Here is a 14,945-nt window from a genome sequence, read left to right on the forward strand (position 1 = left end):
TGCCGATCTGCGGATCGCCGATCTGGTAGTCCGACTTGTCGTCGAAATAGATCTTGTCGATCGTGCCACCGGTGGTGACGACCAGGAGCTCTTCCATCATGTGCATGCGCGAAACCAGGACAGGTACTGCGGCGCGGGGCCAGGAATGCAGATGATACGGCCCTGCGGCCGCAGCGTCAGCGTCGCTTGCCGAAGCGGGCGCGCAGGCCGGGCAGGCTGGCGCTGAAGACCACCAGCAGCGCCAGCGCGATCTCGATCAGCGCCAGCCAGCGCGTTTCCGGGTGGCTCCAGGCGCTCATCACGCCGTGGCTGAACCAGCCCAGGGCCAGCACGGAGGCCCAGAAGCCGGCCTTGCGCCAGCCCAGGCGCACGGCGATGGCCAGTGCCAGCGGTGGTGCGGTGAACACCAGCTGGGTCGCCAGCCAGTGCTTGTCATTGATGAACCAGCCTGCGAACAGCGCGGCCAGCCCCATCAGGGCCAGCAGCAGGACCGTGCGCGGCGCGCGGCTCATCGGGCCAACCGCTGCGCGATGTCGGCCACCCGGCGCCCCAGTGCGCGCGCCAGCACGGCTTCGTCGTCGGTCGGCTGCGGGTCGTCGGCGGCACCGGCCACGTGGCTGGCGCCATACGGCGTGCCGCCACTGGTGGTGTGGCTCAGCGCCGGCTCGGTGAACGGGATGCCGACGATCACGCAGCCGTGGTGCAGCAGCGGCACCTGCATCGACAGCAGGGTCGACTCCTGCCCGCCATGCATGGATGCGGTGGAAGTGAACACGCCGGCCGGCTTGCCGGACAGGGTGCCATTGACCCATTCGGCGCCCAACCCGTCCAGGAAGTGCTTGACTGGCGCGGCCATGTTGCCGAAGCGGGTGGGGCTGCCGAGCAGCAGGCCCTGGCATTCGACCAGGTCCTGCACGCTCACGTAGGGGGCGCCATCGTCGGGTACCGGCGGCTGCGCGGTCTGGGTCACGGCGGCCACCGGCGGTACCGTGCGCAGGCGCGCGGTCATGCCCGGCACTTCGCCGATGCCCCGCGCGATCTGGCGCGCCAGCCGTGCCACCGAACCGCCCCGGCTGTAGTACAGCACCAGAATCTCGCCCATCGTGCCCGCTTCTCCTCGTCGTGTGGCTACCAGTATGGCTATCCTGCGAGCATTCCGCATCGGGTACCCTTTCGCCGATGGAACCTTTGATACGCTCAACCTGTGGATGGAGCGCGCGCGGGATCGCGCACGGGCCATCAGTTTCGGCCGCTTCCTGTGGCATCGCTTCCTCGACGACCGCCTGTTCCAGGCAGCGGCGGCGCTGGCGTACACCACGGTGTTCGCGCTGGTGCCGCTGGCGATCGTGGTATTCGGTGTGCTGTCGGCCTTCCCCGTCTTCGACCGCTGGAGCGATCAGCTCAGCGACTACGTGTTCTCCAACTTCGTGCCCTCCGCGGCGCGAGCGGCCGAGGGCTACCTGCGGCAGTTCTCGGCCAGTGCCGGCCAGCTGACGGCGGCCGGCTTCATTGCACTGGTGGTCTCACTGCTGATCACGCTCAACAGCGTGGAAGAGACCTTCAACCAGATCTGGCGGGTCGGCTCGACCCGGCCCAAGCTGACCCGCTTCCTGGTCTATTGGACCGTACTGACCCTGGGCGCGATGCTCGCCGCCGCATCGCTGGCGGTATCGGCGCGGGTGTTCGCCATGCCGTTGTTCGGTACCCAGGAGGGCCGTTGGTTGGCCGAGCTGGCGCTGCGGCTGGCGCCGATCCTGATCGAGTTCGTCTGCATCACGCTGATGTTCCGGGTGGTGCCGCATCACACGGTGAAATGGCGGCACGCCGTGCCTGGCGCGATCCTGGCGGCGGTCATCCTGGAGCTGGTGAAGTGGGGCATCGGCGCCTATCTGGGCAGCTTCCAGTCCTACCAGAAGCTGTATGGCACGGTGGCCTTCGTGCCGATCCTGCTGCTGTGGATCTACCTGTGCTGGGTGGCAGTGCTGCTGGGTGCGTCGCTGGCCTCATCGATGGCGGCCTTCCGCTACCAGCCGGTTGAACTGCGCCTGCCGCAGGGGTACGAGTTCTACGGCCTGCTGCGCCTGCTCGGCCGCTTCCACCATGCCCGTGCCAAGGGCAAGGGCCTGGCCGACGATGAAATCCTGCGCCTGGAACCGTTGCTGACCGACTCGCTGCTGCAGGATCTGGCCTGCAACCTGCAGGCGATCGGCCTGCTGCGCCGCGATGAACGCGGCGAGTGGCTGCTCGCGCGCGACCTGGACCAGGTCAGCCTGGCCGATCTGTACGAATGCACCCAGCTGCGCATCCCGGTAGCCGAGCAGCACCTGCCGTACCGCGACGACAGCCTGGGCCGTGCCGCATTGGCGGCGCTGGACGATCTGCGACTGCCCCTGCGTGAACGCCTCAAGCGCAAGGTCAGCGACATCTACACCGATTCCGGAGACATGCCATGACCCGCAAGACCCCGTTGCCGCTGCTGCTCCCGTTGACCCTGCTGCTGGCCCTGGCGGCCTGCAAGCCGGCCCAGGAGCCGGCCCCGGCGAGCAGCCAGCCGCCGGCACAGGCGCCGACGCCGGCCACTCCGGCGCCGGTCGAGGAAACCCCGGCCGAGCGCACCACTGCCGAGTTCCCGACGCTGAAGATGAAGGCGGTGGATGGCAGCGACTACGACCTGGCCGCGCATCGCGGCAAGTGGGTGGTGGTGAACTTCTGGGCGACCTGGTGCGCCCCGTGCCGCAAGGAAATGCCTGAACTGTCGGCGCTGCATGCGATGCGCAGCAACATCGAGGTGGTCGGCCTGGCCTACGAGGACATCGAAGTGCCGGAAATGCAGTCGTTCCTGACCAAGCATCCGGTGACCTATCCGATCGTGATCGTGGACCCGTTCGATCCGCCCGCAGACTTCGCCACGCCGCGAGGCCTGCCGTTGACGCATCTGCTGGATCCGCAGGGCAAGCTGGCCCACACCTTCCTTGGCCCGGTGACCGCCGCCGACATCGAAAAGCAGATCGCGGCTGCCAAGTAGTGGGTTGGTCGGCAGGGCCTGAGGCCCTGCACCCGTGGAGGCCAGAGCAACAGCAACGGCAACAGCCGAAGCAGAGGCGGGTCTCCTGAGGGATGGCGGGGTGGGTCCGGTTGCGGGGGCCGCTGCAAGTACGTCCATGTAAGCTCGGTCGCCGCATCCATGCGGCTCACGCCCCCGCAACCGGACCCACCCCGCCTTCGACAGATTTCCGCGATCTGTCGGGACGGCATGGGGTCAGATCCGTTTTCCGAAGGAAAACGGATCTGACCCCAAATGAATCTCGATATCTGACAGATGTGTCGACCAAGGTCGACACCTACCAACAGCCGCAGGGATCTGTCAGAGGCGGGGCGGTGTGGGTGGGCAGGACCGTTGGCGCCATGGATGGCGCCATCGAGCCCCCATGGACGGGTCTACGGCGTGTCCTGCCCATCCACACCGCCCCGCCATCCCGCGGATAGCCCGCTGTTGATGTTGCCGTTGCCGTTGCGTTGAGCAGGTGCAGGGTGCAGCCCTGCCGAACAACCCTATTCCTCGACCGGGAAGTCCTCGATCGGCTTCAGTACATCGTAGTGCTCGCGATGCAGCTTGCCCTTCAGCTTCGGCAGCTCCGGCAACGGCGCATCGACCCGCGTGTCCGGCAACCGGTCCAGCAGGTTGCGCACCAGGGTCAGTCGCCCCAGCCGCTGGTCGTTGAAATCCACCAGCGTCCACGGCGCCGCCTCGCGATGCGTCGCGCGCAGCATCGCCTCGCGGGCCTCGGTGTACGCGCTGTACTTGCTGCGGGATTTCAGGTCGACCGGAGACAGCTTCCAGCCCTTCAGCGGATCGAGATGGCGCTCGGCGAAGCGCTTCTCCTGCTGCTCCTGGTCCACGCACAGCCAGTACTTGAACAGCAGGATGCCGTCATCCACCAGCAGCTGTTCGAACACCGGCGCCTGGCGCAGGAACTGCTGGTACTCGGTCTCGCTGCAGTAGCCCATCACCCGCTCGACGCCGGCGCGGTTGTACCAGCTGCGGTCCATCAGCACGATCTCGCTGCGGCGGGCAAGTGCGAGGTGTAGCGCTGGAAATACCACTGGGTGGCTTCGCGGTCGGTAGGCTTGGGCAGTGCCACCACCCTGCATTGGCGTGGGTTGAGATGCTGGCTGATGGCCTGGATCGCGCCGCCTTTGCCTGCCGTATCCCGTCCTTCGAACAGCACCAGCAGGCGTTGCCCGCTGTGCTGCACCCAACGCGCCATCGCGGTCAGTTCCAGCTGCAGCGGCAGCAGCAGTTCGTCGTAGTCCTTGCGCTTGAGCTTGGCCATCATCACACCACGCGGGGAGGAAGCCCGAGCGTAACGCAGGGATCGCTCAGGCGTTGTCGACGCCCTGCCAGCCCTGTTCGCCAGCCAGCTGCTGCAGCATCGCCGACAGGTCGCGGGCAAACCCGGCCATGTCGAACAGTCCACTACGCTCGCGCGCCTGCGCCAGCTCGGCACGCAGCGCGGCCAATGCCGCAGGGTCATTGCCCAGCGCGCTGGCAGTGGCGATGAACGCCGCGTCGTCGGCGACATTCATCCGGGCCAGCCCCAGATGGTGGTTGAGGCTGCCGGCCACGCGCGCGGCGAAGGTGTCGCCCGGGCAGGTCAGTACCGGGCAGCCGGCCCACAGCGCATCGGAGGCGGTGGTGTGCGCGTTGTAGGGATGGGTGTCGAGGAACAGGTCGGCCAGCTGATAGCGGGCCAGGTACTGCGGATGCGGCAGCTTGGCCATGAACACCAGGCGCGCCGGGTCCAGGCCGGCGGCCTGCGCGGCGGTGCGCAGGCGGGTGTCGGCCTGGCCGGGGCCGGACAGCAGCCACAGCACGCTGCCGGGCACGGCCTGCAGCACCGCGAAGGCGCGGCCCATGCTGCGCGGATTGAGCTTGTAGCTGTTGTTGAAGCAGCAGAACACCACGCCGTGTTCGGGCAGCCCGCACTCGGCGCGGGACGGTGCCGGTTCCAGTACGCGGGTGTTGTCCGAGGGCTGGAAGGCGCGTGGCAGGCGCAGGACGCGTTCGCTGAAGTGAGGTTCCAGCGATGCGGGCAGCACGAATTCGTCGGCGACCACGGCATCCAGCCAGCGTGCACCTGATGTGCCGGGGTAGGCCAGCCAGTTCAGCTGCAGCGGGGCCGGGCGCATTGCCAGCACCTCGGGCGTGCCGCCGCCGCCCCAGCCGCGCAGGTCGAACAGCAGGTCGATGCCCTGTGCGCGGATGCGGGCCGCGATGTCGGCATGCCGCAGTGCGGCCACCTCATGCAGCCGGGTCGCGGCCTGCAGGCGATCGCGTATGCGGCTGCCATCGGCGCGGTTCAACGCGAACAGGTGCAGCTGCAGCGCCGGGTCATGACGCAGGTGTTCGAGCAGGGCCACGGTCAGCAGCCCGGTGGGATGGGCGCCGAAGCCATTGGAGAGGAAGCCGACGCGCAACGGGCCGCGCGCGCGTACCGTTACCGCCGGCAAGGGCCGAACCGAGGCGGCGATCAGCGCGGCGCGCGCACGTGCGCAGGCCAGCTGCTCGGCAGCGCTGGCGTCTTCGCTGAGAAGGCGAACGGCTCCACCGCCCCCTGGCCGGAAGCGAGCGCGGCACGTACCTGCGTGGCCAGCGCGTCCACGTCCTGCCAGTCGCACAGGCGGCGCTGCCAGGCCAGGCGCTGGGCGGCGATGTAGGGTTCGTCCGGCATCAGCGTATGTGCGCGGCGATAGGCCGCCGCCGCGCCTTCGGCATCGTCGGCATCTTCCAGCGCATGGCCCAGCCACAGCGCGATGCCCGGGTGCTGCGGGGCCAGTGCCGAGGCCTGGCCGAGCAGCTTGGCCGCGTCGGCATGCGCGCCGGCCATCCAGGCCACGCGACCCAGCCGTGCCAGTGCTTCGGGGTGGTTCGGGCGCAGCTGCAGCGCACGTCGTGCGGCCTGCTCGCCGGCGGCGATGTCGCCGGCTTCCAGTTCCAGGTCGGCCAGCATCACCCAGGCGACGAAATCGCCGGGCTGGCGTGCGATCGCCTGCTGCAGGTGCTGTCGCTGCTGCCAGGCCGACATCGTGCTCAGCCCGCCGACAGCTGGGCCAGGGCGTCGACCTGGTGCTCGTGGCTGAGCCGCTGCAGCAGCGGGTCGAGGTCGCCGGCCAGGATGTTGGGCAGGTCGTACAGGGTCAGGCCTTCCACGCGGTGGTCGGTGATCCGGCCCTGCGGGAAGTTGTAGGTGCGGATGCGCTGGCTGCGGTCGCCGCTGCCGACCTGCAGGCGCCGCGATTCGGCCTGCGCGGCGTCCTGGCGCTGACGCTCGGCATCGAGAAGCTGCGCTTTCAGGCGCTTCATCGCCTTGTCACGGTTGGCGTGCTGGCTGCGCTCGGTCTGGCACTCCACCACTACGCCGGTCGGCACGTGGGTGATGCGGATCGCCGACTCGGTCTTGTTGACGTGCTGGCCGCCGGCACCGGACGAGCGGAACGTATCCACCTTCAGGTCGGCCGGGTTGATGACGATGTCGTCGACTTCGTCGGCCTCGGGAATGATCGCCACCGTGGCCGCCGAGGTATGGATGCGGCCCTGCGACTCGGTGGCCGGCACGCGCTGCACGCGATGCGTGCCCGATTCGAACTTCAGGCGTGAGAACGCGCCCCGGCCGACCACGCGCGCCACCACTTCCTTGTAGCCGCCATGCTCGCCGGGATTGTCCGATTCGATCTCGACCTTCCAGCCCTGGCGCTCGGCATAGCGGGCGTACATGCGGAACAGGTCGCCGGCGAAGATCGCGGCTTCGTCGCCGCCGGTACCGGCGCGCACTTCCAGGAACAGGTTGCCTTCGTCGCGCGGGTCACGCGGCACCAGCAGCAGCGCAAGCTCCTGCTCCAGTTCCTGCAGGCGCGCCTGCGCGGCGGCGATTTCCTCGTCGGCCAGTTCGCGCAGGTCGGGGTCGGCGCGCATGCCTTCGGCGGCGGCCAGGTCGGCCTTGGCACGGGCTTCATCGGCCAGTGCAGTGGCGACCGGTTCAAGTTGGGCGAATTCGCGCGAAAGGTCGCGGAAACGGGTGTTGTCGGCGACCACATCGGGTTCGGCGAGCAGGCGTTCCAGTTCTTCGCGGCGCTCGGCCAGCGCTTCCAGCTTACGGCGCAGGGTCGGCGTCATCGGGTCTCACGGGTGGGTGGCGGTAACCCGGCGTGGCCGGGAACAGGCGCTCGGCGGCGCGGGTCAGGTCAGCATCGCCACTCAGCGCGGCGGCGCGCAGTGCGGCGGTCGGCGGATGCAGCAGTCGATTGGTCAGGCCATGGGCCAGCAGTTCCAGCACTTCGTCGGCCGGCTTGCCGTTGGCCAGCTGCTGGCGCGCGCGCTCCAGCAGTTCGGCGCGGGTGGCTTCGCCGAACGCACGCAGCTGCCGCAGCGGTGCCTGGTGGGCGCTGGCCTGCTGGGTCTCGACGAAGCGCGACACCTGCAGGTCGATGATCGCCTCGGCCTCGGCGGCAGCCTCGCGGCGGCCACGGCGGTTGTCTTCCACCGCGCGTTCCAGGTCATCGACGGTGTAGAGGAAGGCGTCGTTGAGCGTGCCGACCTCGGCCTCGATGTCGCGCGGCACGGCCAGGTCGAACAGCAGCATCGGCTTGTGCCGGCGCGCACGCAGGGCCTTGGCGACCATCTCACGGTGGATCACCGGCTCGCGCGCGGCGGTCGCCGAGAACACCACGTCGGCCTCGCCCAGGTGGCGGTCCAGTTCGGTCAGTGGCAGGGCCACGCCGCCATGACGGCTGGCCAGCTCCTGCGCGTGGGCGAGGGTGCGGTTGGCGATCAGCAGGCGCCGCACCTTGCCTTCACTCAGGTGACGTGCAGCCAGTTCGATGGTCTCGCCGGCACCGACCAGCAGCACGGTGGAGTCGTCCAGTCGCGCGAAGGCGTTCTGCGCCAGGCGCACCGCCGCCGAGGCCACCGACACCGGGTTGGCGCCGACCTGGGTATCGGTGCGCGCACGCTTGGCCACCGAGAAGGTCTGCTGGAACAAGCGGTCCAGGCGCTGGCCGAGCAGGCCATGGTCACGCGCGGTCGACCAGGCATCCTTCACCTGCCGAGGATCTGCGGTTCGCCCAGCACCATCGAGTCCAGCCCGGTGGCGACCCGGAACAGGTGGCGCACGGCCTCGGCATCGGCATGCTGGTACAGGTAGCCCTGCAGGTCGCCGGCCTGGCTGTGCAGCCACTGGTCCAGCGCCTGTGCCGACTCGGCCACGGCGTACAGCTCGGTGCGGTTGCAGGTGGACAGCAGCACTGCCTCGGCGATCTGCGGGGTATCGCGCAGCGAGCCAGCGCACGCGGCAACGCCTCACCGGCGAAGGCCGCGCGCTCGCGCAGCTCCACCGGTGCGGTCTGGTGATTCAGTCCGAGCACCCACAGGGTCATTGTTCAGTTGCTTGCGATAAGCTGCTGGCCATTGGACGACATTTTAAGGCCCCGATGCCGACGATGCCCGCATTGATTCGCATCCCAGTGTTCTGCTGCTGTCCCTGGCCTGCGCCCAGGCCCTGGCGGCGTGCCGGCCAAGGCCCCCGTGCGGGCCGCGGCCACTGAGGAACTGGCGCTGGAACCGGTGATGGCCGGTGAATTCGCCCTGCAGGCCGGCAAGCTGGCCGAGGCCGCGCGCTGGTACCTGCAGGCCGCGCAGCAGACCGACGGCGACGCCGGCCTGGCCGAGCGCGCGACCCGTATTTCCATGCTGGCCAACGATGACGCCAGCGCCGCCAAGGGCCTGGCCCTGTGGCAGCAACGCGCCCCACGCTCGCTGACCATGCGCAGCGCCGCCGGTGCACTGGCCATGCGCCAGGGCGATGTGAAGGCCGCCCGCACCGAACTGCAGGCCCTGCTGGCCGACCCCGACGAGCGTGGCTGGAAGTTCGCCCTGGCCGCGCTGATCGGCGGTGGCCGCGATCCGGCGGTGCCGGCGCAGGTGCTGGGCGAGCTGGTCGATGCCAATGCCATTCCACCGAAGATCGAGGCCTGGCAGGAGTTCGGTCGCCTGGCCCTGCGCATGGACAAGCCCGAGCTGGCGCGGCGCATGATCGATGAAGTGGTCAAGCGCTTCCCCGAAGAACCGCGCGTGGCGCTGCTGCGTGCCAGCCAGCTGCAACAGGCGGGCGAGACCGACAAGGCATTGTCGCTGCTGCACGACGTCGAGCCGAAGACCCGCCAGGACCCCGAGCTGCGCAATGCGGTGGCCATCGCCTACGACAGCCTGGGACAGCCGGCTGCGGCCGAGCGCGTACTGGCATTCGGCCCGCAGGACGTACAGACCTGGGGCATGCGCGCTTCGCTGCTGGCCAAGCAGGGCGACAAGGCAGCGCTGTCCAACCTCTACAACGAGCTGTCGCGGCAGGCGGCCAAGCCGGATCCGGCGCAACGCCTGTTGCTGGGCAAGATCGCCGAATACCTGAAGCGTTACCCCGAGGCGGTGCAGTGGTACCACAGCGTGCCCGGTGGCGATGAACTGAGCGAAGCGCGCCTGCGCGCGGCCAATGCCCAGGCCCTGGCCGGGCGCCTGCCGCTGGCGCTGGACGAAGTGCATGCGATCCAGTCCGATGCGGTGGTCGATGACGATGTACGCCGTGACGCCTACCTGCTGGAGGCCGAGCTGCGCCAACGCGGTGACGACAGTGCCGGTGAACTGGATGCATTGGCCCGCGGCCTGGCCGCCTACCCGGACGACAACGGCCTGCTGTACGCCCGAGCGCTCACCTGGGAGCGCCGCGACGACATCCCCCGCGCCGAGGCCGACCTGCGCAAGATCCTGGTGACCGACCCGGAAAACGTGCCGGCGCTGAACGCGCTGGGCTACACGCTGGCCGACCGTACTGGTCGCCTGCAGGAGGCGCTGGAGCTGATCGACCGTGCCCGCGTGGCCGAGCCGGACAACGCCGCCATCGTCGACAGCTATGGCTGGGTGCTGTATCGCCTGGGCCGCAAGGATGAAGCGCTGGTGCAGCTGCGCCGCGCCTGGACCCTGGCCAAGGACCCGGAGATCGCCGCCCACGTCGGCGAAGTGCTGTGGGTGCTGGGCAAGCATGATGAGGCCCGCCACTTCTTCGACGAAGCGGCCAAGCTCGACCCTGAAAACCGCGCGCTGCTGCGCGCCCGCGAGAAATTCAATCCATGAGTGGTTCCCTGATCCGGCCGCTGCTGTTGGCGGCCGCGACCCTGGCGGTGAGCGCTGTACCAGCGTCGGCACGCAGAAGACCCCGGCGCCAGCGGTGGTCGAGATTGTTTCGGCTGAAGCGGCGCAGGCCGAGGCAGCGCGCGTGGCCGCGCTGCAGGCACAGCCGGACTGGGCCTTCCAGGGGCGGGTGGCGGTCAGTAAAGGCAAGGACGGTGGCAGCGGTCGCATCGACTGGAAGCAGGACGGGCGCCGTTATGTGGTCGAGCTGAGCGCGCCGGTGACCCGGCAGAGCTGGAAGCTGACCGGCGATACCCATTCCGAAGCCGGTCGCCTGGAAGGGCTGGCCGGTGGCACCCGTGACGGTGAGGACGCCCAGCAGCTGCTGCTCGAGGCGACCGGTTGGGACATTCCGGTCAACCAGCTGCCGGGAGTGGATCCGTGGCCTGGTGGCCGGCGATGCTGCCGGTCCGGAGAAGGTCGAGCGCGACGGTGAAGGCCGGCCGCGCCGCATGCAGCAGATGGGCTGGCAGGTGCAGTACCTGGACTGGTACCCGGCCGACGCCGGACGGCCGGCGCTGCCGCGCCGGATCGAGGCCAGCAATGGCGACGCCAAGGTGCGCCTGCTGGTGGACCAGTGGGGGCAGGGCACGCCATGAGCGGGGCAGTCGACGACGCGGGCTGGTCCTGGTGGCCGGCCCCGGCCAAGCTGAACCTGTTCCTGCACATCACCGGCCGCCGGGGCCGACGGCTACCACGAGCTGCAGACCGTGTTCCGCCTGCTGGACTGGGGGGGACCGCATCGGCCTGCGCCTGCGTGAAGACGGCCAGGTGCGTCGGCAGGGCGAGGGCCTGGCCGGCGTGGCCGAGGCCGATGACCTGGCGGTGCGTGCCGCGCGCCTGCTCAAAGAAGTGGCGAATGTCGCGCAAGGCGCGGACATCATCGTCGAAAAGCATGTGTCTGCCGGTGGTGGCTTCGGCGGTGGTTCGTCCGACGCGGCCACCGTACTGGTGGTGCTGAACCGGCTCTGGCGCGCCGGGTTGGACGAGGATGCGCTGGCGGCGCTGGGCCTGCGCCTGGGCGCCGACGTGCCGGTGTTCGTGCGTGGCCGCAATGCCTGGGCTGAAGGGGTGGGCGAGCGGCTGCAGCCGATCACGCTGGCGCCGGCCTGGTATGTGGTGGTTGAACCGGGCGTTCATGTTCCTACGCCGGTTCTGTTTGCAGACCCGGATTTGACGCGCGACAGCCCAGTGGCGAAAATAGAGGACTTCGCTTCCGGGACCCTGGTCGGGAACGCGTTCGAACCGGTGCTGCGCCGCCGTGAGCCTGCCGTCGAGGCGGCGCTTGCTGCGTTGAGCGACATCGGCGCGGCGCGGCTGACCGGTTCGGGAAGTGGTTGTTTCGTCGAGTTCGCATCGCAGGCTGCTGCAGAGCAGGGACGGTCGAAGTTGCCGAAGGAGTTGCGGGCAAGGGTGGCAGCGGGCGTTGCGCGTTCGCCACTGCTGGATGCACTCGAGCAACACTGATTTATCAATGCAGGGGCGTCGCCAAGAGGCCCAAGGCACCAGGTTTTGATCCTGGCATTCGTAGGTTCGAATCCTACCGCCCCTGCCAATAGCGGCTGTGTCCGCGCCTTCCAGCGCATCACCTGCGCGGGACGTGGAAACAACCGCGGTGTTGTCAGCAGCAAGGGTCCATCGGGTCCTTGCCGACCCCGGATCCCCGCCACTCGTCCCCGCCCGAGACAATCATGATGCAAGAGTCCCCGAACCTGCTGGTCTTTTCCGGCAACGCCAACAAACGTCTGGCGCAGAACATCTGCAAGGAACTGGGGGGTTCGCCCGGGCAAGGCGCTGGTCTCGCACTTCTCCGATGGTGAAGTGCAGGTGGAAATCGAAGAGAACGTCCGCAAGCAGGACGTGTTCGTGATCCAGCCGACCTGCGCGCCGAGCGCGGAAAACCTGATGGAACTGCTGGTGCTGATCGACGCGCTCAAGCGCGCATCGGTGGCCAGCGTGACCGCCGTGGTGCCGTACTTCGGCTACTCGCGCCAGGACCGCCGCATGCGTTCCTCGCGCGTGCCGATCACCGCCAAGCTGGCGGCGAAGATGTTCAGCACCGCTGGCGCTGATCGCGTGCTGACCGTCGACCTGCACGCCGACCAGATCCAGGGCTTCTTCGATATTCCGGTGGACAACGTGTATGCGTCCCCGCTGCTGCTGGCCGACATCTGGCGCGCCTACGGCACCGAGAACCTGATCGTTGTGTCGCCGGACGTGGGCGGCGTGGTCCGCGCCCGTGCGGTGGCCAAGCGCCTGGATGACGCCGACCTGGCGATCATCGACAAGCGCCGCCCGCGCGCCAACGTCTCCACCGTGATGAACATCATCGGTGACGTCGAAGGCAAGACCTGCGTGATGGTCGATGACATCGTCGATACCGCCGGCACCCTGTGCGCCGCTGCCGCTGCCCTGAAGGCGCGCGGTGCGCTCAAGGTCGCCGCCTACTGCACCCACGCGGTGCTGTCGGGCCCGGCGGTGGACAACATCACCAATTCCCAGCTCGACGAGCTGGTGGTGACCGACACCATCCCGCTGAAGGACGCAGCGCGGTGTGCAGCAAGATCCGCCAGCTGAGCGTGGCGGAAATGCTGGCCGAAACGATGCGCCGCATCGCCTTCGGCGAGTCGGTCAGCTCGCTGTACGTCGACTGAGTTTTTCGTCCCTGCCGGCAACGGCGGGGACATACCCCGGTGCTTCTGGTCGCGGAAGCATCTTCAACCGCCACGCCGCAAGGCAAGGCAACAACCTGAGTAGTCGAAAATGTCGAAGACCCATGAAATCAAGGTCACCAAGCGTGAACTGCAGCGTAAGGGTGCGAGCCGCCGCCTGCGTCACGCCGGTGTGATCCCGGCCATCGTGTACGGCGGCAACGCCGAGCCGGTCGCCATCAGCCTGGACCACAACGAAATCTGGCTGGCCCAGCAGAACGAGTGGTTCTATGCCTCGATCCTGGACCTGAACCTGGACGGCCAGGTGCAGAAGGTCCTGCTGCGTGACATGCAGCGCCACCCGTACAAGCAGCTGATCATGCACCTGGACTTCCAGCGCCGTGAACGAGAACGAAGCCCTGACCGCTTCGGTCCCGCTGCACTTCATCAACGAAGACACCTCGCCGGCTGGCAAGGCTGCCGACGTCGTGGTCACCCACGAACTGAAGGAAGTGACCATCACCTGCCTGCCGAAGGACCTGCGGAGTCGATCGAAGTCGACCTGGGCGAGCTGAAGGCCGGTGACGTGGTGTACCTGTCCAACATCAAGCTGCCGAAGGGCGTGGAAATCCCGGCCCTGGCGCTGGGCAAGGACCACGACGATGCCATCGTCACCGCCAAGGCCGGCAAGGCCGACGCGGCTGACGAAGAAGCGGCTGCCGCCGAGTAATACCGCTACGGTGCCTGCCTCCGGGCAGGCACCGTATTGGAAGGAACCATGGCAGGACTGCGACTGATCGTCGGTCTGGGCAACCCCGGATCGGAACACGCCCGGACCCGGCACAATGCCGGGTTTCATTTCGTTGAGGCCCTGGCGGAAAAAGCCGGTGCGCGATGGAACGTGGACAGCAAGCTGTTCGGTGAGACCGCCAAGGTCGAGATCGCCGGGCAGACGGTGTGGCTGCTCAAGCCCGCCCACCTCATGAACCTCAGCGGCAAGTCGGTCACCGCCGCACAGCGGTTCTGGAAGATCGAGCCGGAAGAAACCCTGCTGGCCCACGACGAACTGGACCTGGCGCCCGGCGTGGCGCGGCTGAAGTTCGATGGCGGCCACGGCGGCCAGAACGGCCTGCGCGACACCATCCGGTTGCTCGGCCACGGCAAGTTCCATCGCCTGCGCGTGGGCATCGGCCATCCGGCCACAAGGACCGCGTGGTGGGCTGGGTACTGGGACGCCCTTCCAAGGATGATGAAGTACTGATTTCGCGCGCCATCGACGATGCCATCGACGTGCTGCCGCTGGCGGTGCAGGGCGATTTCAGCGAAGCGATGAAGCGGCTTCATACCCCGAAATAATTGGCCCGGTAGGTACCGACCGTTGGTCGGTACGGAGAATGATTGGAAAAGCAGCGCCCATGTCGCTGTTTCCCCAATCACTTTCACCCCAGAGAGCTGTCACCCATGGGTATCAAATGCGGCATCGTCGGCCTGCCCAACGTCGGCAAGTCGACCCTGTTCAATGCGCTGACCAAGGCGGGTATCGCCGCGGCGAACTTCCCGTTCTGCACCATCGAGCCGAACGTCGGCATCGTGCCGGTGCCGGATCCGCGCCTGAACGAGCTGGCAGCGATCATCAACCCGCAGAAGGTCATCCCGACCGCGGTCGAATTCGTCGACATCGCCGGCCTGGTCGCCGGTGCCGCCAGCGGTGAAGGCCTGGGCAACAAGTTCCTGGCGCACATCCGCGAAGTCGATGCGATCACCCACGTGGTGCGCTGCTTCGAGAACGCCGACGTCATCCACGTCAACAACAAGGTCGACCCGATCTCGGACATCGAAACCATCGATACCGAACTGGCGCTGGCCGACCTGGACAGCGTCGAGAAGGCGCTGAACCGTGCCGAGCGCGCGGCCAAGGGCGGCGACAAGGACGCCGCGGCGCGCAAGCCGGTGCTGGCCAAGCTGCAGGCCGCGCTGTCGGATGGCAAGTCCGGCCGTTCGGTGGGCCTGGACGAGGAAGAGAAGGCGCTGGTGCGCGACCTTTTCCTGCTGACCCT

Annotated in this window: 6 protein-coding genes, 1 tRNA gene and 10 pseudogenes; 10 read left to right on the forward strand and 7 right to left on the reverse strand. The window is 68.1% G+C overall.

From position 1 onward, the window contains the following. From AB1281_RS24065 to wrbA, 3 genes and pseudogenes are all read right to left on the reverse strand, one after another. Positions 1 to 97: pseudogene (locus tag AB1281_RS24065) on the reverse strand (asparaginase domain-containing protein); the annotation flags it as partial. 79 nt (positions 98 to 176) lie between these two features. Next, positions 177 to 512: a DUF2069 domain-containing protein gene (locus AB1281_RS24070; RefSeq protein ID WP_430347232.1), complete on the reverse strand. Its 336-nt coding sequence runs from the start codon at positions 510 to 512 to the stop codon at positions 177 to 179. Further along, positions 509 to 1,102, reverse strand: coding sequence for an NAD(P)H:quinone oxidoreductase (gene wrbA, locus AB1281_RS24075; protein WP_012510135.1), 594 nt, complete (start codon positions 1,100 to 1,102; stop codon positions 509 to 511). The genes AB1281_RS24070 and wrbA overlap by 4 nt, the downstream gene beginning before the upstream one ends. Before the next feature lie 34 nt (positions 1,103 to 1,136). Here wrbA and AB1281_RS24080 point away from each other — a divergent pair, with 34 nt between their 5' ends. Together AB1281_RS24080 and AB1281_RS24085 are read left to right on the forward strand one after the other, a co-directional pair. Further along, a complete protein-coding gene (locus AB1281_RS24080; RefSeq protein WP_430347238.1) occupies positions 1,137 to 2,453 on the forward strand; it encodes a YihY family inner membrane protein in 1,317 nt (438 codons plus the stop codon). Then, positions 2,450 to 3,025, forward strand: a complete 576-nt coding sequence (locus AB1281_RS24085; RefSeq protein WP_430344955.1) for a redoxin domain-containing protein — start codon at positions 2,450 to 2,452, stop codon at positions 3,023 to 3,025. Before AB1281_RS24080 ends, AB1281_RS24085 begins: the two co-directional genes overlap by 4 nt. Positions 3,026 to 3,552: 527 nt before the next feature. Here AB1281_RS24085 and ppk2 read toward each other — a convergent pair. The 4 genes and pseudogenes from ppk2 to hemA form a co-directional block, all read right to left on the reverse strand. Beyond that, a pseudogene (gene ppk2, locus AB1281_RS24090) lies at positions 3,553 to 4,334 on the reverse strand (polyphosphate kinase 2). A gap of 46 nt (positions 4,335 to 4,380) precedes the next feature. Continuing rightward, positions 4,381 to 6,086, reverse strand: a pseudogene (locus AB1281_RS24095) (tetratricopeptide repeat protein). Positions 6,087 to 6,091: 5 nt separating this feature from the next. Next, positions 6,092 to 7,174: a peptide chain release factor 1 gene (prfA, locus tag AB1281_RS24100; protein WP_014036080.1), complete on the reverse strand. Its 1,083-nt coding sequence runs from the start codon at positions 7,172 to 7,174 to the stop codon at positions 6,092 to 6,094. Beyond that, positions 7,152 to 8,433, reverse strand: a pseudogene (gene hemA / locus AB1281_RS24105) (glutamyl-tRNA reductase). The gene prfA and the pseudogene hemA overlap by 23 nt, the downstream one beginning before the upstream one ends. A 54-nt stretch (positions 8,434 to 8,487) precedes the next feature. On the opposite strand from hemA, the pseudogene AB1281_RS24110 reads away from it, so the two are divergent. From AB1281_RS24110 to ychF, 8 genes and pseudogenes are all read left to right on the forward strand, one after another. Then, a pseudogene (locus AB1281_RS24110) lies at positions 8,488 to 10,180 on the forward strand (tetratricopeptide repeat protein). Beyond that, a pseudogene (lolB, locus tag AB1281_RS24115) lies at positions 10,177 to 10,836 on the forward strand (lipoprotein insertase outer membrane protein LolB). Before AB1281_RS24110 ends, lolB begins: the two co-directional pseudogenes overlap by 4 nt. Next, positions 10,833 to 11,704, forward strand: a pseudogene (gene ispE / locus AB1281_RS24120) (4-(cytidine 5'-diphospho)-2-C-methyl-D-erythritol kinase). Before lolB ends, ispE begins: the two co-directional pseudogenes overlap by 4 nt. An 11-nt stretch (positions 11,705 to 11,715) precedes the next feature. Then, positions 11,716 to 11,792 (forward strand) — tRNA-Gln (locus AB1281_RS24125). 139 nt (positions 11,793 to 11,931) lie between these two features. Further along, positions 11,932 to 12,891 (forward strand): annotated as a pseudogene (locus tag AB1281_RS24130) (ribose-phosphate diphosphokinase). A gap of 109 nt (positions 12,892 to 13,000) precedes the next feature. Next, positions 13,001 to 13,618: pseudogene (locus AB1281_RS24135) on the forward strand (50S ribosomal protein L25/general stress protein Ctc). Between the two features lie 48 nt (positions 13,619 to 13,666). Then, a pseudogene (pth, locus tag AB1281_RS24140) lies at positions 13,667 to 14,244 on the forward strand (aminoacyl-tRNA hydrolase). 105 nt (positions 14,245 to 14,349) lie between these two features. Beyond that, a partial coding sequence (gene ychF, locus AB1281_RS24145; RefSeq protein ID WP_430347239.1) for a redox-regulated ATPase YchF occupies positions 14,350 to 14,945 on the forward strand: 596 nt, incomplete at its 3' end.

The organism is Stenotrophomonas sp. NRRL B-14846 (assembly GCF_050473585.1).
Lineage (GTDB): Bacteria > Pseudomonadota > Gammaproteobacteria > Xanthomonadales > Xanthomonadaceae > Stenotrophomonas.